The sequence below is a fragment of the Xanthomonas sp. NCPPB 3569 genome, assembly GCF_041475645.2.
Lineage (GTDB): Bacteria > Pseudomonadota > Gammaproteobacteria > Xanthomonadales > Xanthomonadaceae > Xanthomonas > Xanthomonas phaseoli.
In genome coordinates, this window is sequence record NZ_CM192969.1 from 4,624,041 (window position 1) to 4,649,655 (window position 25,615).

20 protein-coding genes are annotated in these 25,615 nt (G+C 63.0%); 8 read left to right on the plus strand and 12 right to left on the minus strand.

What is annotated here, in order from left to right; all coding sequences use genetic code 11:
• Window positions 1-12 precede the first annotated feature (12 nt).
• The 6 genes from ACCQ03_RS20000 to aroE form a co-directional block, all read right to left on the minus strand.
• Window positions 13-2,199, minus strand: a complete 2,187-nt coding sequence (locus ACCQ03_RS20000) for a peptidase domain-containing ABC transporter (RefSeq protein WP_057678899.1) — start codon at window positions 2,197-2,199, stop codon at window positions 13-15.
• The gene (locus tag ACCQ03_RS20005) at window positions 2,196-3,476 is read right to left on the minus strand and encodes a beta-barrel domain-containing protein (protein WP_268271669.1); all 1,281 of its coding nucleotides are present in this window, start codon (window positions 3,474-3,476) and stop codon (window positions 2,196-2,198) included. Before ACCQ03_RS20005 ends, ACCQ03_RS20000 begins: the two co-directional genes overlap by 4 nt.
• A 146-nt stretch (window positions 3,477-3,622) precedes the next feature.
• Window positions 3,623-5,755, minus strand: a complete 2,133-nt coding sequence (gene dinG / locus ACCQ03_RS20010; RefSeq protein ID WP_057678898.1) for an ATP-dependent DNA helicase DinG — start codon at window positions 5,753-5,755, stop codon at window positions 3,623-3,625.
• Between the two features lie 294 nt (window positions 5,756-6,049).
• Entirely contained in the window at window positions 6,050-6,286 is a 237-nt protein-coding gene (locus ACCQ03_RS20015) for a hypothetical protein (RefSeq protein ID WP_017156258.1), read from the minus strand.
• A complete protein-coding gene (locus ACCQ03_RS20020) occupies window positions 6,283-6,657 on the minus strand; it encodes a hypothetical protein (RefSeq protein ID WP_057678897.1) in 375 nt (124 codons plus the stop codon). The genes ACCQ03_RS20015 and ACCQ03_RS20020 overlap by 4 nt, the downstream gene beginning before the upstream one ends.
• Window positions 6,647-7,498, minus strand: a complete 852-nt coding sequence (gene aroE, locus ACCQ03_RS20025; RefSeq protein WP_057678896.1) for a shikimate dehydrogenase — start codon at window positions 7,496-7,498, stop codon at window positions 6,647-6,649. Before aroE ends, ACCQ03_RS20020 begins: the two co-directional genes overlap by 11 nt.
• Window positions 7,499-7,562: 64 nt before the next feature.
• On the opposite strand from aroE, the gene ACCQ03_RS20030 reads away from it, so the two are divergent.
• A complete protein-coding gene (locus ACCQ03_RS20030) occupies window positions 7,563-8,444 on the plus strand; it encodes a TolB family protein (protein ID WP_057678895.1) in 882 nt (293 codons plus the stop codon).
• A 648-nt stretch (window positions 8,445-9,092) separates the two neighbouring features.
• On the opposite strand, the gene ACCQ03_RS20035 is transcribed toward ACCQ03_RS20030, so the two are convergent.
• On the minus strand, window positions 9,093-11,627 hold the full coding sequence (locus tag ACCQ03_RS20035; protein ID WP_057678894.1) for a PepSY domain-containing protein: 2,535 nt from the start codon (window positions 11,625-11,627) through the stop codon (window positions 9,093-9,095).
• A gap of 231 nt (window positions 11,628-11,858) precedes the next feature.
• Between ACCQ03_RS20035 and ACCQ03_RS20040 the strand changes: the two genes are divergently transcribed.
• A complete protein-coding gene (locus tag ACCQ03_RS20040) occupies window positions 11,859-12,611 on the plus strand; it encodes a DNA/RNA non-specific endonuclease (RefSeq protein WP_057678893.1) in 753 nt (250 codons plus the stop codon).
• A gap of 373 nt (window positions 12,612-12,984) precedes the next feature.
• On the opposite strand, the gene hemB is transcribed toward ACCQ03_RS20040, so the two are convergent.
• The gene (gene hemB / locus ACCQ03_RS20045) at window positions 12,985-13,977 is read right to left on the minus strand and encodes a porphobilinogen synthase (protein WP_209226085.1); all 993 of its coding nucleotides are present in this window, start codon (window positions 13,975-13,977) and stop codon (window positions 12,985-12,987) included.
• A 219-nt stretch (window positions 13,978-14,196) separates the two neighbouring features.
• Window positions 14,197-14,439: a hypothetical protein gene (locus ACCQ03_RS20050; protein WP_017156266.1), complete on the minus strand. Its 243-nt coding sequence runs from the start codon at window positions 14,437-14,439 to the stop codon at window positions 14,197-14,199.
• 222 nt (window positions 14,440-14,661) lie between these two features.
• On the opposite strand from ACCQ03_RS20050, the gene ACCQ03_RS20055 reads away from it, so the two are divergent.
• From ACCQ03_RS20055 to ACCQ03_RS20080, 6 genes are all read left to right on the plus strand, one after another.
• Complete coding sequence (locus tag ACCQ03_RS20055; protein ID WP_057678892.1) at window positions 14,662-15,117, plus strand: hypothetical protein; 456 nt, start codon at window positions 14,662-14,664, stop codon at window positions 15,115-15,117.
• 223 nt (window positions 15,118-15,340) lie between these two features.
• On the plus strand, window positions 15,341-16,267 hold the full coding sequence (locus ACCQ03_RS20060; protein WP_335338814.1) for a hypothetical protein: 927 nt from the start codon (window positions 15,341-15,343) through the stop codon (window positions 16,265-16,267).
• A 61-nt stretch (window positions 16,268-16,328) separates the two neighbouring features.
• On the plus strand, window positions 16,329-17,483 hold the full coding sequence (locus ACCQ03_RS20065; protein ID WP_209226081.1) for a TrbL/VirB6 family protein: 1,155 nt from the start codon (window positions 16,329-16,331) through the stop codon (window positions 17,481-17,483).
• Between the two features lie 21 nt (window positions 17,484-17,504).
• Window positions 17,505-18,023 (plus strand): DUF4189 domain-containing protein, encoded by a 519-nt coding sequence (locus ACCQ03_RS20070; RefSeq protein ID WP_209228342.1) that lies wholly within the window; start codon window positions 17,505-17,507, stop codon window positions 18,021-18,023.
• A gap of 529 nt (window positions 18,024-18,552) precedes the next feature.
• A complete protein-coding gene (locus ACCQ03_RS20075; protein ID WP_372359831.1) occupies window positions 18,553-19,200 on the plus strand; it encodes a hypothetical protein in 648 nt (215 codons plus the stop codon).
• Window positions 19,197-20,537, plus strand: coding sequence for a Tle-like phospholipase domain-containing protein (locus tag ACCQ03_RS20080; protein ID WP_209227889.1), 1,341 nt, complete (start codon window positions 19,197-19,199; stop codon window positions 20,535-20,537). The genes ACCQ03_RS20075 and ACCQ03_RS20080 overlap by 4 nt, the downstream gene beginning before the upstream one ends.
• Before the next feature lie 193 nt (window positions 20,538-20,730).
• On the opposite strand, the gene ACCQ03_RS20085 is transcribed toward ACCQ03_RS20080, so the two are convergent.
• The 3 genes from ACCQ03_RS20085 to ACCQ03_RS20095 form a co-directional block, all read right to left on the minus strand.
• Window positions 20,731-22,509: a DUF885 domain-containing protein gene (locus ACCQ03_RS20085; protein WP_057687154.1), complete on the minus strand. Its 1,779-nt coding sequence runs from the start codon at window positions 22,507-22,509 to the stop codon at window positions 20,731-20,733.
• A gap of 31 nt (window positions 22,510-22,540) precedes the next feature.
• Window positions 22,541-22,951 carry a cytochrome c oxidase assembly factor Coa1 family protein gene (locus ACCQ03_RS20090; RefSeq protein ID WP_237377058.1) on the minus strand — a complete coding sequence of 137 codons (411 nt, stop codon included), beginning with the start codon at window positions 22,949-22,951 and terminating at the stop codon, window positions 22,541-22,543.
• 284 nt (window positions 22,952-23,235) lie between these two features.
• Window positions 23,236-25,473: a S9 family peptidase gene (locus tag ACCQ03_RS20095; RefSeq protein ID WP_057687155.1), complete on the minus strand. Its 2,238-nt coding sequence runs from the start codon at window positions 25,471-25,473 to the stop codon at window positions 23,236-23,238.
• Between the last annotated feature and the right edge of the window lie 142 nt (window positions 25,474-25,615).

Here is a 25,615-nt window from a genome sequence, read left to right on the forward strand (position 1 = left end):
TCCTTGGCTGCTTCAGGGTAGTTCGCCGGCGAGATTGCCGACGCGCTTCTCGATGCCGTGATGGGCATCAAGTCTCTCGGCAGCATGACGGCTGCCCGGCTTGTCACCCGACTCGGCAACAAGCGATATCCTGCGATCGGCAGATGCGATCGTTTCCTGGCGATGCGCGATGATGATCCTTGTCATTTTCATCGCTTTGATATGGGCGTTGACCACTTGGTCCCTCGTGGAATCCAGATGGCTGGTTGCTTCATCCAGCACCAGAATCTTCGGTTGGCGATACAACGCACGTGCCAGGATGACGCGCTGCCGTTGCCCGCCCGACAGGATCGAGCCCATGTCGCCGACCAGCGATTCATATCCCATGGGCATCCGTGCAATATCGTCGTGGATCGCGGCCAGCTGCGCAGCGCTGGCGATCCGCTCGATACTCGAGTCAGGATCGAAGAAGGCGATGTTGTCGGCTAACGAGCCCGCAAAGAGCTGATCGTCCTGCATGACTGCCGAGACCATTGCCCGGTAATTCTCCAGCCCATATTTGCGGATATCCACACCGCCGACCTCAATGCTGCCCTCCGTTGGCTCGATCAGGCCCAGCAGCAATTTGGCGAATGTCGATTTACCGCATCCGCTCGGACCCACGATCGCGACCGACTCACCTGCTTCGATGCGCAGGTCGAGATTACGGATGACCCAGGGGTCGTCGTCCGAGTAACGAAAGCTCAGCCCTTTCACGTGAATTTCCGGAACCGGCTCTGGACCGCTATAGCTTGAAATTTCGTCGAGCTCGGGCGCCGTAGTGGCGATATCGGCAATCCGCTCGGCGTGCAGGCGCAACATCTTGAGCTCGATGAATTTGTCGACCAGGCTCGCAGCCCTGCTGGTAAACAAATCCGCAAACGCCAGGAAGGCGACCAACATGCCTGCAGACAGCGTCCCGCTCAGCGCCAGATAGCCACCGATGGCGATCAGGAACACCCTCTGCGTTCCAAACAGGCCCTGATTGAGCGCATTGAACGCCAGGCCGAAGCGTTGGGACTGCATTTCCAGCCGCACGCTTTGCGCAGTGGCGCCGAACAATCGTCCTTGACGCAGCCCCTGCTTGTTGGCCAGCTTGATCGCTTGAATTCCGCGTACCGACTCCATCAGCTCGCTTTGCTGACGTGCGGCATACGTCAGCTGATCGCGGCTGACCACGAACTGGAGTCGATAGAACGCCAGGCGCAAACCCAGATACAAGGCAAAGGCAGCCAGCACCAGGCCGGTGAGTGCGGGGCTGTAGGCCAGCAGGACTGCCACTGCCAGGCATCCGGTCAGGCCGTTGAGCATTGCCTCGACGAAGCTGCCGGTCAACGTGGTCTGGATGGACTTCAACGAGGAAAAGCGCGACAGCACATCGCCCATATGCCGCTTTTCGAAATACTCCAGCGGAAGCCGCAGCAAATGACCGAACAAGTTGGTGATCCATTGCGTGTTCAACGATGCGCCAAGCCAGCTGACCACCCAGCTGCGTGCAAGCGTCAGAACCGTCTGGAAGAGCACGGTCAACAGGAAGGCGATGGTCAGGATCTTGAGCAGCGGCATATCGGCCGAGACCAGCACATGGTCGATGACCCACTGCATCTGGAAGGGCAACAGCAGCGCCAACGCTTCGATTGCCAAGGCTAGCCCGAAGATCTGCACTAACCCACGCTTGAGTCCGAAAATGCGTCCGGTGAGCGAGCGCAAGGACAACGCTGGCGTTTCAACCGAAGGCTCGAAGCTCGTGCCTGGCTGCAGCTCCAACAACACGCCGGTGAAATGCTTGCCGAGCTCGGACATCGGCAATCGGAGCGTCCCTCGCGCAGGATCGTGAAGCAGTGCCACGCCACGTACCACTCGCTCTAGCACCACGAAATGCGACATATCCCAATGCAGGATACAGGGTTGCCTGAGCTCCTTCAGATACTCAGGTTCCGCACGCATCGCACGGACATCCAGCCCCATGGCGCGCCCGATCTGGACCAATCGCTCAAGGCGCACGCCCCTGAGGGAGATGTTGAAGCGCCGCCTGACCTGTGCAAGGTCGATTTTGTCGCCGTGATAGCGGGCAATCATGACCAGGCAGGCAAGACCGCACTCTGCCGCCTCGGTCTGCATGATCGGAACGATGTGCGCGCGGTTCGACAGCAACTGGTGAACGGAGGTGGTGTCGATCATCCGCGCTGCCCAGCCGAATCATCGGAAAGGCGCGACGTCATTTCGTAGACCGGCTCAAACATCCATTCGATCAACCGACGCTTCTCAAGCAGGATATCTGCATCCAGCGCCATGCCTGGACGAAGTGACTCCTGTCTTCCATTGGCCAGGATGTGCTGACTTTCCAACTCGACCACTACGCGATAACGAGCTTCATCAATCTGCTGTCCCAGCAGCGATGACACTTCTTTGGAGCTGATCGCGCTGCGCGAGACGTCGACCACACGCCCTGCATGGCGGCCGAACTTCTGATACGGGAAAGCCTGGTAGCGCAACAGCACTCTATCGCCGCGCGTGACGAATCCAACTGCCCTGGAGGGTACCCACAGCTCGGCCCGCAACTTGATGTCCTTGGGCAACAAGGTGATCAAGGGCTGTTGCGCACCCACCGGTTGCCCTGCGTGCACGAGCAGGTTGGTAACGATTCCATCGGTTGGCGCACGCAACACCACCGAACGGCGCGCCTCGGTTTCCGAGAGCGATTGCGCGACGTCTGCAATCTGCCTGGCGATCTCGTTACGCTTTGCTTCCAACGTCGCAGGGGTTTGTTCAAGCTGCGACTGGAGTTGAGAGTGCTCCACACGCAGGTCCAGCGCACGTTTCTGCAACTCCTTGAGTTGCGCCTGGTTCTGGATGGCGATGTCTTGCTGCTGCAGCAACTGGACCTTGGTCAATATCCCCTTTTCTGCAGCACTCACCCACTGTTCGTAGAGTCCCAGCGCACTGTCTGCGCGCTGGCGTTGCAAGCGAATTTGCTCGGCAGTGTTATCCATCTGCGCTTGGAGCAGCGCGACACGGCGCCCCAGATCGCGCTGTTGGGCAGCGTAGAGCTGATTCTGGGCCTGCAGATCCGCATTTAGGCGCCCGCGCTTGATCTCCAGTTGCGAAATCACCGACGCCTGGGTGTCACCCAGTGATGTGCTGTCCTGCTCTCCGGAAATTTCCACGATCGGCTCGCCTGCCCGCACCCTCGCCCCCTCTGCGACGAATGCGTTGGAGACGATGCCAGCACTGAGCGGTGTCAGGGTCAGCAGACCACGGTCCGGGACGAGTGCGCCGTTGACTGCTTCGTGCCGTGTGAAACTTCCAAGGCACAACAGCCCGACTACCGCAGCAATAAGAGCGAGCGCAATGGCGAACAACGGCCAACCGAACGTGGGCGCCTGAAGACGTACCGGTACAAGCCACGCATCGCGGCGAGCACGTAACACTTCTTCCCTGAAGAACCCGCCTGGCATGTGCACTCCCTGCTTCGCTGAGACCTGCGCCCACTTCCTTCAGGCTCAGTTAATCAGCAAAACCGATGCGGTAAAGCGCACTGCGTCGCATAACGCTATGCCGTTATGACGACCGATATATGGCACAGATCCGTGGCGAGTCCGAACTAGCCGATCACCCGCTTGAACGGCGGCAACGCGTCGATGATGCGTTTGCCGTAGCGACGGGTGAGCAGGCGCGAGTCGAGGATGATCACGCGGCCGTGGTCGCTGGAGCTGCGGATCAGGCGGCCGGCGAATTGGGTGAGCGTGCGTAGCGCGTGCGGGATGGCGATCAGGTTGAAGGCATTGTGCCCGCGGCTTTCCAGCCATTCGCTCAAGGTGGAGGTTTGCGGATCGGTGGGCACGGCGAACGGCACCTGGGTGATGACCACGGTGGTGCAGGCTTCGCCCGGCAGATCCAATCCTTCGCCGAAAGAATTCAGACCGAACAGCACCGAGCCTTCGCCGGCGGCGATGCGGCGCAGATGTTCGGTGATCAGTTGCGACTTGTTGCCCTCGCCTTGCACCAGCACGCGGTTGCGCTGCGCCAGCGGCATCAGGTCGGCCACCTTTTCCATCTTCCAGCGCGAAGTGAACAACACGATGCTGCCCTTGGCGTTCCAGTCCAGTTCGCGCACCAGATATTTGGCTACTTCCTTGGGATGACCTTCGCGGTCGTCGGGCGTGACCGGGAAATTGGGCACGATCAATTCGGCCTGATTGGGCAGGTCGAACGGCGAGGCCAGCGATGCCATTTCGGCGTGATCGGGCAAGCCGTTGTCGATGGCGAAGGATTGGAAATCGCCGCCACCGGTGAGCGTGGCCGAGGTCATCACGACCGAGTCCACCTCGTTCCAGATCATCGTGCGCAGCACCTGCGCGGCCGACACCGGCGAGCAATGGCAGACCAGATCACCGTCGCGCGAGAGGGTGATCCAGCGCGCCATCGGCGGCTGACCTTCCTTGTCTTCGCGGCGCCAGCCGCTCCACAGATTGTGCTGCTGCTCGGCCATTTCCAGCGCCAGGCCGAGGCTGCGCTGCAGACGTTCGCGCGCGGAATCGTCCTGTTTTCCCTTGGCAATGGCGCTGTGTGCGGCATGCACCCAGTTGAACAACGCGCGGGTTTCTTCACCGAGTTCTTCGATGGCCGGGCCCCATTGCGGCGGCAACTTGCCGTTGGCCGCGCGCCACAACGGATCGCGCTCGCCCGGCTCCGGCTTCCAGACGCGTTCGACTTCTGCGTGGAAAGCCTTGAGCAGTTTGGACACCCGCGCCGCCACCTCGATGGCTTCGTTGGGCAGCAAGTTGCCCAGCTTGTCCTTGTCTACTGCGCGATAAGCGGCCGCAATCAAAATCTGCATACGTCCGGTGCGCCGGGCCATGTCGTCCAGCGGCAGATTGGCCGCGCCCTGGTCGATCGCCACGCCGGCGATGTGATGGCCTTCGTCGAGCACCAGCAGCATGTCCGCTGGCGGGGCGATCAGCGGCTGGCCGTTTTCGGCATCGCCCAGCGAGAGCGACGACAGCAACAAGGCGTGGTTGGTGACCACGATCTGCGCCTCACGCACATCGGTGCGCGCCTTGAGTACCGGACATTGCGCCGCGTAGCTGCAGCGGCGCCCTGCACAGCCGGAGGCCGGGGTGGTGATGCGCATGCGCAGCGGCACGGAGATCTGTTCTGGCGCATCGTCCAGATCGCCATTCCAGGTGCGAGCGGCGTAGGCCTTGGCGAGGCGCTTGGCCAGATCCGCATCGACCGGGCTGAGCGGGCGGTCGTACAACGCCTGCTCGTCTTCGAACATGGCGTTCTGGCTGGTATCGCCTTCCAGCTCGGCGGCATTGCGGGTGCACAGGTAGCGCGTGCGGCCCTTGGCCAGGGCCACGGTGGCGTCAAGACCGGTGGCCTTGAGGAAGGCCGGGATGTCGCGTTCCACCAGCTGCGATTGCAGCGCAACGGTGCCGGTGCTGATGACCAATTTTTTCTTGGTGGCCAACGCGATCGGCACGCCGGCGGTGAGATAGCCCAGGCTCTTGCCCACGCCGGTGGGCGCCTCGGCGATGCCGATGCCGCCGGAGGTGGCCAGGGCACGCGAGACCAGGCCGATCATCTGGCTCTGCGCGCGCCGCGTGGCAAAGCCCGGCGTATTGGCCTGCAGCTTGGCATAGGCGTCGCGGATGCTGGCCTTGATCGGGTCGGTCAGGCTGCGCTGGGTGGGAACGGGCGCCGACGGCGCGGTCGGTGGGGCAACTTCACTCATCGCGCTATTTTCGCATGGACCGGCGCAGTGACTGCGACCGGCGCGCCGCACGGCTGAACGGGTTGCCTGCTTGTAGCGCGACCGGCCCATCCTCGTCGGCAAGCCGGCACCGGGCGGCAGTCCCACGCCGGTGCGACTGCCGCGCGGCCGAGGGCATGGCTCGATTGTCCGATCGTGGCCTGCCAGCACCGGCCGCCTGCAGGCACTCGCCGCCTGTATCACCCGAAAGGCGGCGCAGTGAATGCCGCTGCAAGACCCGCCGCTGTCTTTAAAGCGTCGGCACGATCAATGCGCTTAGTTCCGCTGCCGGCGCGCCGGCCACGCATAGCGCGCCCATACCAGGCCGATGGCCGTCATTGCGATGCCCATCAACAGCATGCCGGCACCCACGCCATTCGGCCCGAAGCGTTCGTACAACAGGCCACCACGATTGACCGCGGCCAGCGCCTGCGGATGCAGCAGCGTCCACACGCCCTGCCCGGCGCAGACCAGTCCAACGATCACCAGCAAGATGGCTTTGATCGGGATCATGGGCGCGGACCCGTGCCAGCGGGCGAACGCTGCAGGCTGGCCGCCAGCGTCCACACCAGCACGCCGATGCCCACGGCCTGCACGGCCATCAGCACGAAGTGGGCGATGCCGACCACCCTGCTGATCTGACGCACGTTGCCTTGCTGCAGCAACAGCATCGGAATCGCCTGGACGCCGACCTCGGCGAACAGGCAGCCCAGCAGCAGCCAGAGCGCGGCCAACCCGGCGCGCCGGCGCGGGCCATGCGGTGCGCGCCACACCAGGACCAGCCCGAGCAGCAGCGCAATCAGCATCGGCACGCGCGACAGCAGGCTGGTGACCAGGGTCAGCAGGATCGCGGTGGCATCGGCGCTGCCCACCTCAGTCAGCACTGACCAGCACGGCCTCGCGCGCGCGCAGCGCGGCGTAGACCGGGTCGGTGTCCGGGCGTACGCCGTGCCACAGCGCGAAGCTCTCGGCGGCCTGTTCCACCAGCATGCCCAGCCCGTCAATGGCGTACCGGCAGTGCGCCGCGCGCGCCCAGGCCAGAAATGCAATGGCGGTGTCGCCGTAATTCAGATCGACCGCAGCAGTGAGGCTGTTGACCAGGCCCAGTGGCAATGCGAACGCGCCGGCATCGCGGTCGCGACCGGCGGCCGTGGCATTGACGATCAGTTCGAAGTCGCCGAGCTCACGCAGGTCTTCGATGTAACGCGACATCACCCGCGCCGGTTCGCCCAGCGAATCGCACAGGGCATCGGCGCGCTCGGGCGAGCGGTTCACCACCACCATTGCGGTGATGCCCGCCTCCAGCAGCGCCGGCGCCACACCGCGTGCAGCACCACCGGCGCCCAGCAGCAGCACGCGGCGGCCACGCAGATCCAGGCCATGGCGTTCGGTGAGATCGCGCACCAAGCCGGCGCCGTCGGTGTTGTCGCCCTGCCACTGGCCGTCGTTGCGCACCAACGTGTTCACCGCCCCGGCCAACCGCGCGCGATCGCTCAGGCTGCTGGCCAGCGCATAGGCGGCTTCCTTCAACGGCAGGGTGACGTTCGCACCTTTGCCGCCTTCATCGGCGAAGCGTTGCAGCGCGGCGCTGAAGTCTTCCAGCGGCGCGTCGATGGCGGTGTAGTCCAGCGCAATGCCGGTCTGCTTCCCGAACTCGGCGTGGATGGCCGGCGACAGCGAATGGGCGACGGGGTGACCGAACACGGCATAACGGGATACGGGCATGAAACGCTCTCTGGTTGACTAGACTGTGCGCGACTTGGAGCCGCTCTTGAGGCAGGAACACCGCATGCACTATCGATGGACGCTGCTCACGCTGGCGGCAAGTTTACTCTGCGTCCCGTCTGCTTCGGGGCTTGCCGAATTCGGCATCGAGGGCATGGGCGTGGTCTCCACGCCGGCCAACGAGGCGCGCGCCACGCTCAGCCCGGACGGGCAACGCATCGTCTGGGCCAGCGACCGGGCCGGTGGTGCCGGCGGCTGGGATCTGTGGCAGGCGCAGCTGCGCGGCGGGCGTTGGCAGGACGCGCAGCCGCTGCCGATCAATACCGCGCAGGACGAGACCACCCCATTGTTCAGTGCCGACGGCCACTGGCTGCTGTTCGCCTCCACCCGGCCCAGCGGCGCGGGCGGCAGCGACCTGTACCGTGCCCCGGTGGATGCGCAAGGCGTCGTGGGCCGAGTGCAATCGCTGGGCGCGGCGATCAACAGCGCCGGCAACGAGCGCGCACCGACGCTGTCGCTGGACGGCACACGCCTGCTGTTCGCCAGCGACGGTCATGGCGGTGCTGGCGGCATGGATCTATTCGTCGCGCACTGGGACGGGCAGGCGTTTACCGCGCCGGTGGCCCTGGTCGACATCAATAGCGCCGCCGACGAGCTGGACGCCGCCTGGCTCGGCGACGGACGCGCGTTGGTGTGGGCTCGGGGGAAGACCACGGGCCCCAGCCAGTTGCTGCTGGCCATCTGCAAGGACGGCCATTTTGCCCAGGGCTCGCCGCTGCCGCTGTCGTTCAACGGGCCGCAGGAGCGCACCTTCGGCGCGGTCGTGGACACGGCCAAGCCGGGCGAACTGCTGGTGACCGGCAGTGCGCGCGCACCGCGTGCAGGGCAGTTGGACATCTACCGGATGAAGGCACCGGCAGCCGATGGCGATGCGCGTTGCCGTTGAAGTAGGTGGAGCGACCGCGTCGACCCAGAGCGGTTGGACGCACGTAGGGCACGCCGGTGTATTGCAGGGTGGATATCTGGGCTTTGTTGCAAAGCCACTTATCCGAGGTCTGGATGCAGCGCACTTGATCGGCAACCGGGCTGGGTGGGCAAGCAACAATCGCGCCGGTCGGTGTGCATTGCGCGATGCATTAGACCAATCACGCGTCGGCTCGTTCGATCCCTTGCCGCAGCGACTAGCTACCGTCATGACCAAGCCACTCACGGCGACAACCCAATCGAAACTGCAGCGATCTGCTCGTGGAGTGAGCTGTTTGAGTAAGACGCCAGCCAACTCTCCAGCGCGGTGCCCTCGCCGCTTGCGGGACCGGTGGCGGCATGGACGCCCCCATCGAGCCCCCACGGACAGGTTCACGACCTGTCCCGTGAGCGGTGAGGACACCGCGCGCTCGACCGACCAGGCGTTTGATTGCATCGAAGAGGATGCCGATAACCGAGCGCTGTGTCGCCACCATGCGGACGTGGCACGCACTGGGACTCGAAAGGTGTCAGCCGTGCCATCGGGTTCTGCGCTCTCTGCAACCGCCTAGCGTGCATTCACTGCGTTGCTAGCCGATGTAAGGCCGGACTGCAGCGGTCATGACCGCACTCAGTACACATCGCGCCGATAACGGCCCGCCGCGGTCAGCGATTCCAGTCGCGAGTCGCCGAGCACGTCTCGCAACGTGGCATCGACTTCGCGCGCCATGCTGTCCAGACTGCCGCAGACGTAAATCACCGCGCCACGGTCGATCCAGTGCCGCAGCGTGTCGCCAGTGTCGCGCAAGTGATGTTGCACGTAGCGTTTTTGCGGTTGATCGCGCGAGAACACCCACTCCAGCTGCTGTAGATGCCCACTGGCCTGCCAGGCCTGCAGCTCGTCGGCGAACAGGCGGTCGTGCGCCGCATGCCGTTCGCCGAACAACAACCAGTGCCCATGCACGCCGGCCAACTCGGCCTCGCGTAGCAGCGCGCGCAGGCCCGCAATGCCGGTGCCGTTGCCGATCAAGACCATCGGCATCGTTTCGAGCCGATGGAACCCGGGATTGGTGCGCAACCGTGCGCGCACCGGCGTGCCGATCGCCGCATGGCAGATCAACCAACCCGAACCCAGACCGGGACGACCATCGGCACGTGCCGTCAGCCGCACCACCACCATCGCAGTGCCGTCGGCCGGGACGCTGGCGAGCGAATAATCGCGTGTGGGCAGCCAGCCGCATGCGTCCAGCCAGGTCTGCGGATCGGGGCGATGGGCAAGTGGCGTTGCGGGCGGCTCGGGCAGTACGCGCTCGGCAGCAGCCTGCTGCAATGGCAGCAGCTGCGCATCCACGTGCACCAGCGCGTCCGGCGCCAGGCCCCATGCCGCCAGACAGGCGTGCACCTGTGCGTGGGCATGCGCGGGCTGCACTTCGAGGATGTCGCCGGCCTGCCATTGCGCATCGGCAGGCGGCTGCAGATCGACGCGCCAGATCGGCGCCCCCTCGCTGCCCGGATTCAGATGCATGCGCGAGGACAGGGTCCATTCGGTCAGTTTGGGACGTGCCAGCGGCGCCACGCGCATGGGTGCACCGGCGATCTGGCCCAGCTGCGCATGCCATTGCGCCAGTGCCTGCGGATCGGCCTTGTCCAGTTCCACCGCAGGAAACAGCGCGCGTGCACCCTGCGCATCCAGCCACTGTTCGACGCGCCGCGAGAATCCGCAGAACTGCGCGTATTGGCGGTCTCCCAGCGCCAGCACCGCGTAGGTCAGCTGCGGCAATTCCAGGCGTTGCCGCAGCAGCCCGCGCTCGAAACCGCGTGCCGCATCCGGTGGCTCGCCATCGCCAAACGTGCTGATCACAAACAACGCATGCCCGGTGCGTTGCAGCGCCTGCGCCTCCAGCTGCGCCAGCGAGCGCACCTGCACCGGCAAGCCGGCGGCCTGCAGATGCCCGGCGGCCTGCCACGCCAGGCGCTCGGCAAAACCGCTCTGGCTGGCAAACGCAATCAACCACGGGGCCGCTTGCGAGGCCGGTGCTGCGCCTTGCAACACCTTGCGCGCAGCGCGCAGTTCGCGTTTTTTGCGGCGCCGATCCAGATACAGCATCCAGCCGGTAACGAAGAAGACCGACATGGCCAGGCTGGCCAGCATCACCACGATGCGCCCGGGCAACCCGAAGAAACTGCCCGAATGCAGCGGGAACATGCTCACCGCCAATTGCTGCCCGCGCGGCAGCAGCGTGTAGTCCTGACGCTGCAGCAGTGCTCCGCTGTCCGGCGCGATATCCAGGCTGTTGTAGGCGCGGTCGTGAGCGGGATTGTCGGGCAAGAACCGCACATTTAACGGCTGCCCGGCGCGCGTGGGAATGCGCAGATCCAGGGCGGCGCTGCGCGTGGCGGGAATGCCATCGAGCGTGCGCTGCACGCGCGCAAGATCGACGGTGGCCGGGCGGCTAGCGCCGTTGTCGCCACGTATCGCAGGCGCAGCGCCAAGCAAGGCCATCATGCCATCGCGATACCAGGGGTAGGACCAGGTCAGCCCGGTCAGCGCGACCAGCAAATACACCAGCAAGCACCAGGTGCCGAACACCGCGTGCAGGCTCCACAAAAAACTGCGTCCCTGCCGTCGCCATTCCACCACCCACCAGGTGCGCGGGCTCCACCACCGTCGCGGCCAGCGCAGATACAGCCCCGATGCGCAGAAGAACAGCAAGACGAAGGCGCTCGCACCGGTGACCGCCTGCCCGCGCTTGCCGGCCGTCAGGTTGCGGTGCAGGTCTTCGATGAAGGCAAACGCAGCGCTCAGCCGCGGCGGCGCGACCCGCTCACCCGTATAGGGATCGAAGTACACCCGGCCCGCGCCCTTGCCGGCGAGGCGCGCGGCAGACGGGCGCGCACCCGTAGGATCGATCAACAGGCGCGTCACCGTCTGTTTGTGCCCTGCACTGGCTGGCGCCAGATCGAGCCGTTGCAACAGCACATCCACCGGCAAGGGCCGCTCGCCCGCCGCATGCCGCTGCGCCAGCTGCGCAATGGCCGGGTTGGCCAGACGCACGATCTCGTTTTCGAACGACATCGCCGCGCCGGTCAACCCCATCACCGACAGCACCAGCCCGGCAGTGATGCCGAGCAGCCAATGCAGCTGGAACAGGAGCGTCTTGATCAAGACCTGGACACGAAACAGGACGGCCGGCCATTGTAGATGAGAATGAGTCTCGCATCCGATCTGCATCGATGCTCATGGCGTTGCGCGGCGTCTTGCCCGCCGCGCGCCCGCAAGCGCCTTGTCTTGCCTGCGGCGTCCTGCCGCGCCGTCATCTGCCGCACATGAGGCGGTCATCGTTTGGACATCGCCTGTTGCCACCTTCCCCACTCCCCTTGGCAAGCGAGCTCTGCAATGTCCTCCCTCCTGCGTGGTTGCGTGGCCCTGGCCCTGTTGTGCACGACCTCCGTGGCGGTGGCCGCCACCAGTTGTCCCAGCCTGTACGCGAACGGCACCCCGCCCAGCGTGGGCAGCAGCACGACCCGCACCACCGAGGTGTGCCACACCGAATACGTGCTGCTGGCCTCGGGCGTGACCAAGGACCCGGTGTATTCGGCCGAGCACCTCACCGACCAACAGGTTGCCGGCGCCGAGGCGATCGGTCGGGTCGGCTCCTTCCACGACGAAACCGGTATTCCGGCCGCCGATCGCTCGAAGAGTTCCGACTACACCAACACCGGCTACGACCGCGGGCACATGACGCCGGCCGGCGATGCATCGACCGAAAGTTCGGAAAAAGAAACCTTTTCCATGGCCAACGTCGTCCCGCAGGACCACAAGCTCAACACCGGCGAGTGGGCGCACATCGAAGAACAGGTGCGTCAGTTGGCCAAGCAACACGGCGAGTTGTACGTGGTGACCGGCCCTGCGTTCGACAGCGGCACTGCAGCGACGATCGGCACCGACAAGGTCGCCGTCCCGGCGTATGTGTGGAAGGCCATCTACGAACCGGGCGTGGGCGCGGGCGCGTATCTGTGCGTCAACGACAGCAGCATCAACTGCGATGTGGTGTCGATCGACGACCTGGTCATGATGACCAACGTCGACCCGTTCCCCTCGCTCAGCGCCAGCGTGAAGTCGCAGGCGATCGCGTTGGTGCTGCCCTGAGACGAGAGACGGGATTCGGGATTTGCACCACTATCAGTTGCTGGCTCGGCGCTGGGCCGTCGCCAGGCGCGTTCCGCGGCTGACCCGCAAATTTCAAGCGTAGCGCGCCGGTCCTGTTGCGGCGTACGCAAGCCATAGCATCAGAAGGTTTGAATGCTCTTGCATGGGAGCGACGTGCCGTATTGCATCCGATGCAGGCGGCACGTCGACATCCCCGATCCAGCGGGCGCTGGTGCCTCTCTCAGGCTAACGACCGGCCATGGAACCGGACCGCCCGCTCCGGATCCTGCTGTGCGCAGGCGACTGCTTGGCCGAAGCGAGCGCTCCTATCCATGCACAACTGAAATGGCGCGCCGTCCCAGCGTGCTCGCGCTCAGCGCGTTTCGCGCAACCAGCGTGCCACTTGCGGGGCGAAATACGTCAACACGCCATCGGCACCGGCACGCTTGAAGGCCATCAACGCCTCGAGCACGCACTTGCGCTCATCCAGCCAGCCATTGGCCGCGGCCGCCTTGAGCATCGCGTACTCGCCGCTGACCTGATACGCAAAGGTCGGCACGCGGAATTGGTCCTTCACCCGGCGCACCACATCCAGATACGGCATGCCCGGCTTGACCATCACCATGTCCGCGCCTTCTTCCAGATCCAGCGCAATCTCGCGCAAGGCTTCATCGCCGTTGGCCGGGTCCATCTGGTAGGTGGTCTTGTCGGCCTTGCCCAGATTGCCGGCGCTGCCCACCGCATCGCGGAACGGGCCGTAGAACGCCGAAGCGTACTTGGCCGAGTACGCCATGATCCGCACGTTGAGATGATCGTCGGCATCGAGCGCGCGGCGGATCGCACCGACGCGGCCATCCATCATGTCCGAAGGCGAAATGATGTCTACGCCGGCCTGCGCATGCGACAACGATTGCTTGACCAGGGCCTGGACCGTGATCTCGTTGAGCACATAACCCTTGGCGTCGATGATGCCGTCCTGGCCGTGGGTGGTGTACGGGTCCAGCGCCACGTCGGTCATGACGCCCAGCTCCGGAAAGCGCGACTTCAACGCCCGCACCGCGCGCTGCGCCAGGCCGTCCGGGTTCCAGGCCTCGGCCGCGTCCAGGCTTTTGCCGGCCGGGTCGATCACCGGGAACAGGTCGATCACCGGGATGCCCAGTTCCAACGCGTTTTCCGCCTCGCGCAGCAACTCGTCCAGCGACAGGCGTTCCACGCCCGGCATCGAGGCAATCGGCGCGCGGCCAGGCAATTCGTGCACGAACACCGGCCAGATCAGGTCGTCGGTGGTCAGCGTGTTTTCGCGCATCAACCGACGCGAAAACGCATCGTGGCGCATGCGGCGGGGGCGATAGTGCGGGTGGGCCATGGCAAGGCTCCTAGAGACAGCGCATCAGTTTACGCCCGCCGTCACGCGCAGGACGCGCTGCGACGCAGTGTCGCAGCGCTGCAACGGCGCGGATTCTGCGTGCGTGCGCCGAAGGCAAACGCACGCAGCGCACCGAACGCTGCCGACACAGGCGCTGCTCGACTCGCGCACGCGACACGCGCACGCACGCATACGCATCGCCGCCTTGTCGAGAGCCTCTTAGATAATCCCGCCGCCCAGGGTCAGGCGCATCACCCCGACCACGATCACCAAGCCGTTGAGCACCAGGCCGGTCTTGGCACGGCCGCGGTTGCCTGCCGAGGTGAACAACAGCGCGATGGCGGCGATCAGCGCGCCCACCGCCGCGAACGGAATCAGGAACCAGTTGCCCCACCCCAGCAGCGGGATGAAGGCCAACACCATCCAGAGCAACGCCACGATGCCCCACAACAGGCTGATCAATCCCACGTGCCACCTCGTCTTGAAGAAAGCACGAGCTTACCGGCGCGGCCGTCCCCGCGCCGTGGGCGGGTGGTCATCATGACCAATGGCGGTTTGGCGGCAGCCTCACGCCGGCATGGCTAGGGTGCGCCAAAGTCCGGCGCGATTCAGTCCAGGCGCCGGATCATCGCTGTCACTACCCGGCTGTCATTACCCAGCTTTCATTACCCAAGGGGTCCCACCATGCGCAAGCAGTCGCTGATCAGGAACGTCGCCATCGCAGCGGCTACCGCCGCCTTGCTGGCCGGCTGCGCCAGCAGCTCCAAGGTGATGCTGGGCCAGGCGCGCGCGCCGATCGACCCGGCGCAGGTGCAGGTGTATTCCAACGCACCGGTCGGCTCGGTGGAAATCGCCCAGCTCGAATCGACCAGCGCCGCCGGCTTCGGCACCCAGGGCCAGACCGACGCCGCCGTGCAACGCCTCAAGCGCGAAGCCGCCAAGCTCGGCGCCAACGGCGTGGTCATCGTCGGCGTGGGCTCCGAACGCTCCGGCGGCGGCCTGTCGGTCGGCGGTGGCAGCTACGGCGGCCGCGTCGGCGGCGGCCTAGGGATCGGCATCCCCACCACCCAGAAGCGCGCAGCAGGTGTGGCGATCTGGGTACCTGCGGGGGCGAGGGATACACCTACAAGAGAACCGTGAGCGTCGCTTCAAGGCAGCAACCCACCGAAGATCCCTCGCATGCGATGCCTTTAAAGACCGAGCGTCAGGGCCGCCTCTCCCAACAAGGCGCCTGCCGAAAATCTGAAGGCATTCATCAAACGAAGACGCATTAAAAATATGGAAATGCGGCCTGCTCTGTGGCACCTTACGGCAGACCTGCGTTTAACCGCACACAAGGAAGATGGCCGTGGCAGGCACTCGAATGAACAACTTCAGCGCTGACAGCAGCGCCAGCGCGGGCGTCTATGGCTGCATCGGCCTTACGACGCCCGCTCCCAGGCAAGCCGCCGACAGGACCCATCGGCGCACCCCTGTGTCTTTTTTTCCGTATCAAGCCAATTCAGTGAGACTTGCCATGACTGACCATGTCCGTCGTTCGCGCGCGCCGTTTTCACGCCTTGCAGCAGGCCTGCTCCTCGCGGTAGGGCTGTGTGCCGGGCATGCAAATGCACAGGTGATTACCCACGACCCGATGACGTTGGAAAGCATTATTGCTGAATACGGAAAGGAATTTGAACGTTGGAAGGAAACGTTATCGCAGTACCAGAAAGAATACGCGCACTACCAGCAACAGCTGATCAAGCTGCAGAGCCTCAACTTGGGCACTACAAATCTGGAAGACAATTTCAACGAACGTGATCCCAACTACGGGGTGGCGGAAGCATGCTCAGGCTCAGGTGGCGGCTTGGGAAGCATCATGACGAGCATCAAAAGCATATTGCCCAATATGGATGGCAACTTGGTAACTGAGCAGACCAAGATCTGTCAGTTGATGGTGATGACTGAAAACGCCCGCTACAACGAGTCTGTCCGCATGCTCAAACGATTGATTCAGCGCAACAAGGATTTCGAGCAAAAGATTCAGTCACAGCGTAATAGCGTAGGGACCAGCCAGGGCGCGCTTGCCGCGAATGACAATGAGGTCTCACGCTTCATGGCGCAGAACTCGATGGATCTCGATTACTGGCAGGCAAAACTGAAGGCCTATGACTATTACGAGGCTTCCCTGAAGAGCGACCAGCGCAAGCTCACCAAGCGCGCCCTGGATGGCAATAAGGGGGGCGGCATTCCGTTGGTCACCCAGCTGGTACAGGCTGCTGCGTTGAAGGCGGCATTATCAGTCGATTGAGTGCACTTATACATTTTGCCATGCACGGCAGGCGTTTTATTAGGATCAAATCGGGGCGGATATGGACAGCGTTTTTCAGGGTGCATTGAGTTGGCTTACGCCGATGGCCGATGTAGGCATCGGCGACTATGTCTTTTTCAAGCTGATCAATGACTACCTCAATAAGGAAATCGACACGTTCGGCATGGAACTCATCGGCCGTGCCATGACGTGGGTGAGCGTGATCGCCATGATTTTGGTCACGCTGTGGGTAATGATCGTTGGCTATCGGCTAGCGACCGGACAATCGCGCAACTCTGCGATGGAGACCATGGGTAAGGCCGCGAAGATCGTCTTTATCCTGAGTATCGCCACCGCAGTGGGAAGCAACGGCGCGATGCTGCACAAGACGATGACGCAGAACCTGGACAAGGAGATCCACGAACTGTTCACCGGCGAAAGCGGTACGTCAGCAGCCGATGCAATCGATGAAAATCTGGGCTACACGCAGCTTGCAATGGCCGCCGTAGATGTGGTGAACATCGACTCCGATGATCCGGAGGCGCTTCAAAAGAAGAGCAACGCCATGCTGCTTGCCGGATTCGGCACAGCAAGTCCCGCGATGGCGGCAGGCGCCATGCTGCTGCTGTTCAAGTTCACGATGGCTTTCCTGGTCGGTGTCGGCCCGATTTTCATCCTGGCATTGATGTTTGATGCCACCAAGGATCTGTTCAAGAAATGGCTGTTCTATGTGATCGGCACCTTGTTCTCGATGTCCATGCTCTCGGTGGTCTCGGCCATCGTGCTCAAGCTCGCCACCAAGGTCGCCATCGCGCTCTGGGTTGCCAAAGGCATCACCGGGCTGATGGGTAACAATACCGAAGGCCTGAGCTCGCAAGCCTTGCAGCAGGGCGGTATCGGCTTGCTGCTGACCACCCTCATCATCACCATGCCTACCGTTGCCGCAGCGCTATGGCAAAGCAGCATGGGAACCTTCATGGCGTACTCGGCATTTGGTAGCGCTGGTGCTAGCAGTGCTTCTCCTGGGCCACAGGGACAACCGCCTGGGTCTTATATGCCAGCCCGCACTGACGACGGGGCGAGATCTACTCCAGAATCTCGACCTGCAGACCTGAGTGCTGGTCGAGTTTCAGGATCTTCTGCTAGTAATGCTGCCACGGCTGCAGCTGGCTCACGCGGTTTAGCAAATTCAGGCACAGATAATCGAATAGCCTAAGAAGTAAATAGAGGCGACACCATGTTAAGACTATTATGCGTTGTGTTCCTAGCAATCCCTTTTTCCGCATCGACGGAACAAGGCTGCCCACCCGGACAATATCCAATTGGCGGGCAGGGCGCAGTCGCGTGTGCTCCTATACCTCAATCTACACAACAGCCGCAGCCGCGCCCAACAGGAAAATGGATTAAAACCTGGGGCGCTATTGCGCTAGGAACTATTGATGGAGTTCCGAATTACGGCGCGCCAACGGGATTACCTAATGAAGCTTCTGCGAAGAAAGAAGCTCTCGCAAGATGCGCAAAGTTAGGCGCAGACAACTGCCATGTTGTCACAACTTATCGCAACCAATGTACAGCAATAGGCGAACCTCAACGCGATGGACGGCCAGATCCGGATGGATATGTTCAGTTCGCACGACAACCAGGCAAGGAAAACGCGATTAAAGAAGCTTTAGAAAGTTGCGAAAGAAGAAATCCCACGATGCAATGCAAAGTTATTTACTCCGCATGTTCAGAACCCATATTTCAGGAGTTTTGAAGGCTGAATTAATTTGGCAGCGTAAAATCTATCCGAAGGCGTTAGCAGGCTGCTGAAATACTTCGAATGGGCCTTGGCAACTGCTCGAAGAAGGTTCAACAACGGTACTCCTGCGCGCGATATGCAGCTTTCTGTACATCTGTCGGAGGCTCAGAATTGGCAGAGAAGCTGCCCTTCTCCAGTCGGCAGGTCGAAATCGTAGTTCACCAGCCTGCTAGGCGGTACACGCGATCTCGTGCGTGACTACACCTATAAGGCACGCCTTGAAGAAATCTAAGTAAAATTCGCGCTGAGCAATCAGCGAGTGGATTCGAGATGACCCTGAGGCAACAAGCAGCGTCGCTCCGATTGGCTTTAGTCGTGGCGCTGAGCGAGCGCTAGGCTCCGCATGCTTTATCCACGAGCGAGGCATCTAGGACCGGGAAGATATGGTAATCAAGCGCGCAGCTAATGGCCTGATCGAGCATACCCAGGCCAAAACAGCGTACCCTCTATTGCTCGATGCGCACAGGCAGCGAAAGCATCTCCAATGAACCCCAAGATTATCGGCCGTTTCGCTTTCCTCCTCATGCCCTTTCTCCTTGCAGGATGCAAACCGATGACTACCCCGTCCTCAAAAGCTGATGCGACGACCAGCGATCCGACTTACCGGAAGAACCCGCATCCGACGCAAGCGTACCGGCTCACGATGACAATCGAGGATGCGCCCGGGCCGTTCGAGTGGATCTCGGGTACGGCGTTCTACCAGATGACCAACCACAAGCAATGCACACCAATCGAGCCTATTGCCGGCGTGTGGAACAAGTCTGATGAAGACGGCATCCCCATCCACTTTGAGAGGATAAATGCATCCACGTATGTTGGCACGATCTATGCCGATGGCATGGTAGATGCGGACTATTATGGCAAGGGGACGTGTTCTTTTGAGTTAGACGGGGTTGGGATCTCCCTGAAAGCGACCGAAAGGCATGAAGACACCCGCTTTCAGCCGGCCCTATTTAAGAACGAGATTTACAGCCAAGCTCCAAAGGTCACTTACTTTTGGAAGGGACGTTACCCAAAGGAAGATGTCGACAACTTCCCTGATAGCGGCAGATCAAGAATCGACCAATTTAATGACAATGCCCGCAATGAAGTCTTTAAAGTCACCCTGACTACTGAAAAGGTGACCCCATGAGCCTTACGAGCCAGCAATATGCCGCTCTCTCTGATGATGTTTATCAGGAGCCGCGAGAGACAGACCCGGTTAGTCGACCTGTAAATATTGGCGGCATTACTTATAAGCGCCTTGAGTATGTAGACAGCCCTTCAGGCTATCAAGGTATGGTCTATCAGCGGATCGACACCAACGAGATCATCGTCGCCCATCGCGGCACCGAGACTGAGCGTGAGCTTAAACAGGATGGTGTCTACACCGATGGCGGCATGGTCGCAGCACGTCACAATCGCCAGGCCGCTGAAGCAATTGAGTTGACCAAGCATGCGTTGGTCTACGCGCAAAAAATCGGCAAGGACGGCGAAGTCCCCGACGTCACCGTCACCGGCCACTCGCTTGGCGGCGACTTGGCCCAGGTGACCGCACACCACTTCGGCCTCAAAGGCGAGACCTTCAACGCCTATGGCGCGGTAAGCCTGGACCGGCGCATTTCCGAAGGCGGTCACGATGTCATCAACCATGTGATGGCTGGCGATGCGGTCAGCGCCGCCAGCAAGCACTATGGCCAGGTCAAGATCTACGCCACGCCACAAGAAGTCGCCACATTGCAGAAAGCCGGGTATGCCAACGACCGCAGTGTGCTGGATGACCGCAACCCTCTGGTCGCTGTGGAGTTGGGCGACTCGCATCGCATGCATAACTTTCTGCCCGTTGACGGCAATGGCAAACCAGATCGCTCGGTGCTGGAAGATCCCAGGTCGCAACAGCTGGCGCAGCAATACGCACCGATGATCGACAAGTACCGCGATGATGTAGCGTTGATGCGCGGCGGCCTGACCCTGGCATCGCGCAGCGCCCAATCGATGAACTTGCCCGATGCCATCAACCACCTACGTGGCACGCTGGCCCCTGGTGCCGGCGCGGCGGAGATGGCGGCCGAGCGCTGGAAGGAAACGCAACAGCGCATGGCGCGCGAAGATAAGCCGGTCTATGTGGCGCCTGGTTGGAAGCTGCCGCTGGGCAATACCCCAGAGCGCTGCGTAGATCCGGGCGCGGCGGCCATGTCCAATGATCCGTTGTACCGCCCCATCCATAGCAAGTTACCCGAAGGTACCTCCGATGCGATGGCCATGCATGCCACCGTCGAGGCCCAACGCGCTGGTATCGTCGACGTCAACCAGCTGCGCAGCGTGACCGTGCACGACGGCAATGCCTGGATCGTCGGCAATACGCCCGGTTTCCGCACCAAAGTGGATCTGGCGGCGGAGGCACCGCCGTTGCAAGAGAGCCAGCAACAGTTGCATGCGCTGGATGCGCAACCGGAGATGATCGCACAGACACCGACGCGTGTGATGTAGGACGATGACGCGGCTGATCGACAACGACGATGTCAGCCATACCTTACCGCCTGCCCATGGCTGGTGAGTTGCACACGAGAGTTAGCTACGTACGTTCCCAATACAGCCCGGAACCAGATCGCGCGTTTCAGCGCGCGATCTGGTCAGGTGGTTGTCTGCCAGAAGGTGGCACCTTGAGCAGCGAGTACCGTAATTACTTCTGTTGCGCAGGAATGAACTGCGTCTCCACCGCCTTGGCCAGCTGGTCCGGTGGCAGCAGGCCCTGGTCGAGCAGGAAGTTGTTGAAGGCCAGGCGGTCGAACTTCTTGCCCAGGGCCAGTTCGGTGCGCATGCGCAGTTCGAGGATGCGGGTGTAGCCGTAGAAATAGCTGCCGGCCTGGCCGGGGGCGCGGACGGTGTAGCGGTCCAGTTCCTGACGGGTCATGGCCGGCGACAGGCCGACGTCGTCTTCCAGTACCTGGCGCGCGCGTTCGCGGTCGATCAGGCCCAGGTTGAGCATCGGGTCGAGCATGGCGCGGGCGGCGCGCAGCAGGCGGAACTGCAGGGCGATGAGCTGGCCGTCGAGCGGTTCGTACGGCACCATCTCCGCTTCGGCATACAGCGCCCAGCCTTCGACGTTGACCGAGTTGAAGGCAAACATGCTGCGCGCCAGCGACACGCCGCGTTCGACCATGGCGGTGAACTGCAGTTCGTGGCCGGGGCGGCCTTCGTGGGCGCTGAGCGTCCAGGCGGCCGAGCCGAAGTTGAAGTCGTCGTACTGCTCTTTCTTGGCGCCATCGGCGGTCGGGTTGCCCAGCGGCAACACGAACTGGCCCTGCTGGCCGGTATTGCCGATCAGCGGGGCCGGCAGGAAATGCGGGGCCGGTTGCGCCGCGCTTTCGGCGGCGCTGCCCAGGCGCATCTGCATCGGGCGGTTGGGCACATCGACGATGCGCTGCTGGCGGATGATCGGGTCGATCTGATCGATCACGCCGCGGTAGTGGGTTTCCAGCTGGTCGTCGGCGATCTTGTTGCCCTTGAGCGCGCGGATCACCTGCACATAATCGCCGCCCTGCACGCCCTTGGCCACCAGCGGCGCCAGCTGGCGCATGGCCGAGCGGGTCTCCATGAACTCCAGTTGCGCGCGCTGGATCAGCTGCTGCGGGGCGATGTCGATGCCGACCTGCTTGAGCTGAAACGCGTAGAGCGGCTCGGGCAGACGGGTGTCCTTGCGCGCCTTGGGCAGCACGGTGCTGCGCGTCCAGGTGGCGTAGTCCTTCAGTTGCGTGGACATGGCCTTGAGCGCCTCGTCGGCGCCGGCGATCTTGTACTTGGCGAACAGCTCGCCGATCCCGGCGACGTAGGTGTCCACATTGGCCAGCGCCTGCTCCACTTCGCGCTGGGTGGGCTGCAGCAACGCGGTGTTGCCCAGCTTTTCCTCGTAGCGCTGGCGCGCCAGCGTGGTGGTGGGCGTGCTTCCCGGCACCAGGCCGACGTAGCGCTTGAGGCGATCCAGCGCCTTGGCGCGGCGCTCGGGCACGGTCTGGTCGGAGAGCAGCCCGTTGAGGCCACTGAAGACCACCTCGGGAGCGTCGCTCCAGGGCAACAGATAGCGCTCGTTGAGCTCGCTGCCTTCGATGTTCTGCTCGGCCGCACCGATCATGATCTGCAGGTCTTGGCGCACGTTGGCATCGCGCTCGGTGGCCAGCTTGGCTTGCAGCGTGGCGCGCGCCTTGCGCATGGCATCGCGATAACGCGCGGCGTTGTCCGGACCCAGGTCGACGACCTGATCGTCGTAGCCGGGCACGCCGAAGAAGCTGGCGTATTCGGGCTGGAACGGCGCCTGCGCGTTGAGCAGGATCTGCGCATAGCCGTTGCTGGTCTGTACCCAGGCCGGGCTGGCGGGTTGTGTCGGCGCAGTCTTGCCAGTCTGTGCCTGCAACGGCAACGAGGAACCGAGCGCCAGCGCAACGGCGAGAACGAGTGGCTTCATGAGGCAGATCCGCGAATTGAGTAGCGCGACCCTACCCATCTGCAACGGCCGCGGCAATCTGCCTTAGGTCATGGCAGGTAGGGCTGCGGTGGCGATGCCATGGCCGGCAACACATCGATCGGGCCTCATCAATGCCGGCGAAGGTCAGCGTCTGATAAGTCCAACGGCCATGCCTGCGCGCGGCCCCCACCTGCACGCGGCCCTTGCCGCGCGGGCCGGGCAGCCCGACGCTGAAATGCACCTCGCCGGTGGGACCGGAATAACGAATGCCGCCGTTGATCAAGACGTCTTCGTTGATTGGCGTGCCCAGCCGTTGCACGACCTGTGCATCGGTCCTGGCGATCTGCAGCGCGTCGCGATACACGTCGCTGGATTTCAACGCTGCAGTGATCACGCAGAGCACACCATCCATCGGCAGCGCCAGGCGCACAAGCAGCGTCACACCAATGCCAGGCACGGCCCGCGTCAGTGCCGGTTAGCACGCAGGCGTTGCGGTGCTGCTTGGGGAAGCGGTGGTGGCCCGGACATGGCACGCCTTATGCGAACGCTGGGAACGCGGGTGATCGGTACGGCGCATCGTTAACGACGCACAGCAGCTGACAACGACTGCACAGCCGCCAGGTAGGCGCGGTAATACTCGAAATTACCGCAGTACGGGTACGCTTCAGTTGCTGTGCGCTGTCCTCGCCCAGTTGGCCACTGCTGGCTACGCTTGCTAAGCCATTCTCAGTCCTGCGCCGGCATCAGGCAGCGCTGCAAGAACGCTTCGGCAGTCTTGTAACGATGCAGCGCCGTTGCACCCGACAACCCATGCTTCGCACCGGGATACGTCATCAATTCGAACGGGGTGCCGCGTTGCTGCAGCGCGCTCATCAGCGCGGTCGAATTGGTGAACAGCACGTTGTCGTCGGCCATGCCGTGGATCAGCAGCAGCTTGGCGCGCAGGCCATCCAGATGCGTGGCGATGCGTGCGTCGCGGTAGCCTGCGGCGTTGCGCGCCGGCAGGTCCATGTAACGCTCGGTGTAATGCGTGTCGTACAGGCCCCAATCGGTAACCGGTGCGCCGGCCACGCCACAGGCATAGGCGTCGCTTTGCTTGGCCAGCAGCATCAGGGTCATGTAGCCGCCGTTGGACCAGCCCTGCACGCCGATGCGCTTGGCATCCACCCAAGGCTGTTGCTTGAGCCAGGCCACGCCTTGCAACTGGTCGTCCACTTCCACCGTGCCCTGCCTGCCGTACAGCGCGCCACCGAACGCACGTCCGCGCCGCGGAGTGCCGCGGTTGTCCAGCGAAAACACCACGTACCCGCGCTGGGCCAGGTACTGGTCGAACAAGGCATCGCCGCGGCTGGGCCAGGCATCGAGCACGGTCTGCGCCGCCGGGCCACCGTACACGTAAACGATGACCGGGTGACGCTTGGCCGGATCGAAGTGCTCCGGCGTGGTCAGCCGGTAATGCAGCGATGTCTTGCCGTCGGCGGCGGTGAGCGTGCCGAATGCGATCGGGCGCTGCGCATCGCGGTAGGTGGCGTAAGGATGCTGCGGATCGCTCAGGTCGTTCTTCAGCAGCGTGGCGATCTTTTCGCCACTGGCGCGGAACAACTCGATCTGCGGCGGCGTGGTGGTGTTGGACCAGGTATCGACGTACACGCTGGCGTTGCTTGCGAAACTGGCCGCGTGCGTGCCGTTGGTGTTGGAGCGCTTTTCGATCGCGCCACCGGCCAGGGGGACGGCGTAAATATGGGTTTGGGTAGGCCCGTCCTTACTCGCGGCGAAATACACCGTGCCGGCCTGTTCGTCGACGGCGAGCAAGGCATCGACCACCCAGTTGCCGGAGGTCAAGGGCGTCAACGTGCGGCCGTCTTCGGATGCGAGATACAGATGCTCGTAGCCGCTGCGCTCGGAGTTCCAGAGAAAGCGGCCATCCTTGAGGAACCGCAGGTCGTTGCTGAGCGGCACCCAGCTGGGCGAGGTTTCGGTGATGAGCGCGCGCTGCGCGCCACTGCCCAGCGTGGTTTCGATCAACTCAAGGGTTTTCTGGTCGCGCGACTGCCGCTGGAAGGTCAGGCGCTGTGCATCGCGCCAGTCCACGCGCGCCAGATAGATGTCCGGGTTCTTGCCCAGGTCGATCCAGCGCGGGGTCGCCTTGGCGCGCGGTGCGATCACGCCCAGTTGCACCGCGACATTCGGCTGACCGGCCTGCGGATAGCGCTGGCTGATCACCTCGGTATGGTCGGCATACACTTCCGGGCGCTTTTGCACGGGCACCTGTGATTCGTCGATGCGCGCAAAGGCGATCGCCGAGTCGTCCGGCGCCCACCAATAGCCGGTGTGACGGTCCATTTCTTCATCGGCAACGAATTCGGCCACGCCATTGCCGATGGTCTCGCTACCATCGTGGGTCAGCTGCAGCGCGTTGCCGTTGGCCAACTCGATGACCCACACGTTGCGTTCGCGCACGAAGCTGACGAAACCGCCCTTGGGCGAGAGCTTGGCGTCGGTGGCAAAGCCTTCCCCGTGGGTGAGCTTGCGTACCGCGGCCGCGCCGGTCTTGCGCAGGTCGTACAGGTACAACTCGCCACCTAGCGGGAACAGCAGCGCTTGCGCATCCGGTGCCCATTGGTAATCGACGATGCCGGTGAATGCGGCGATGCGCTGACGTTCACGACGTGCTTTTTCGACATCGCTCAAGACCTCGGTGCCGGGCAACACGATTTTTGAATCGACCAACAGGCGCGTCTGGCCGCTGGCAATGTCGTATTCCCACAGATCCAGCTGATTGCGATCGCTGTCCTTGCCGCGCAGGAAGGTCACGCGCGAGCCGTCCGGCGCCACCTTGGGCTTCATCAACGTGGGACCGGAAAGCGGCAACGGGCCGGTGATGGCCTCCAGGGTGAGTTTTTCGGCGTGGGCCATGGGAATGGTGCTGAGCATGAGGGCAAGGGTGACCAACAGGGCGCGCATCGATGATCCTGTCTGACGATTGCGCACAGGATGCGGGGGCGTGCGCTATTTGAGAAGTGCAGCGGTCTTGTGTGTGGCAATTGAAAGACGGTGCGCACGATGCTGCGTTGTATCGCGGATGTTGTCGTGCACAGGCCAGCGT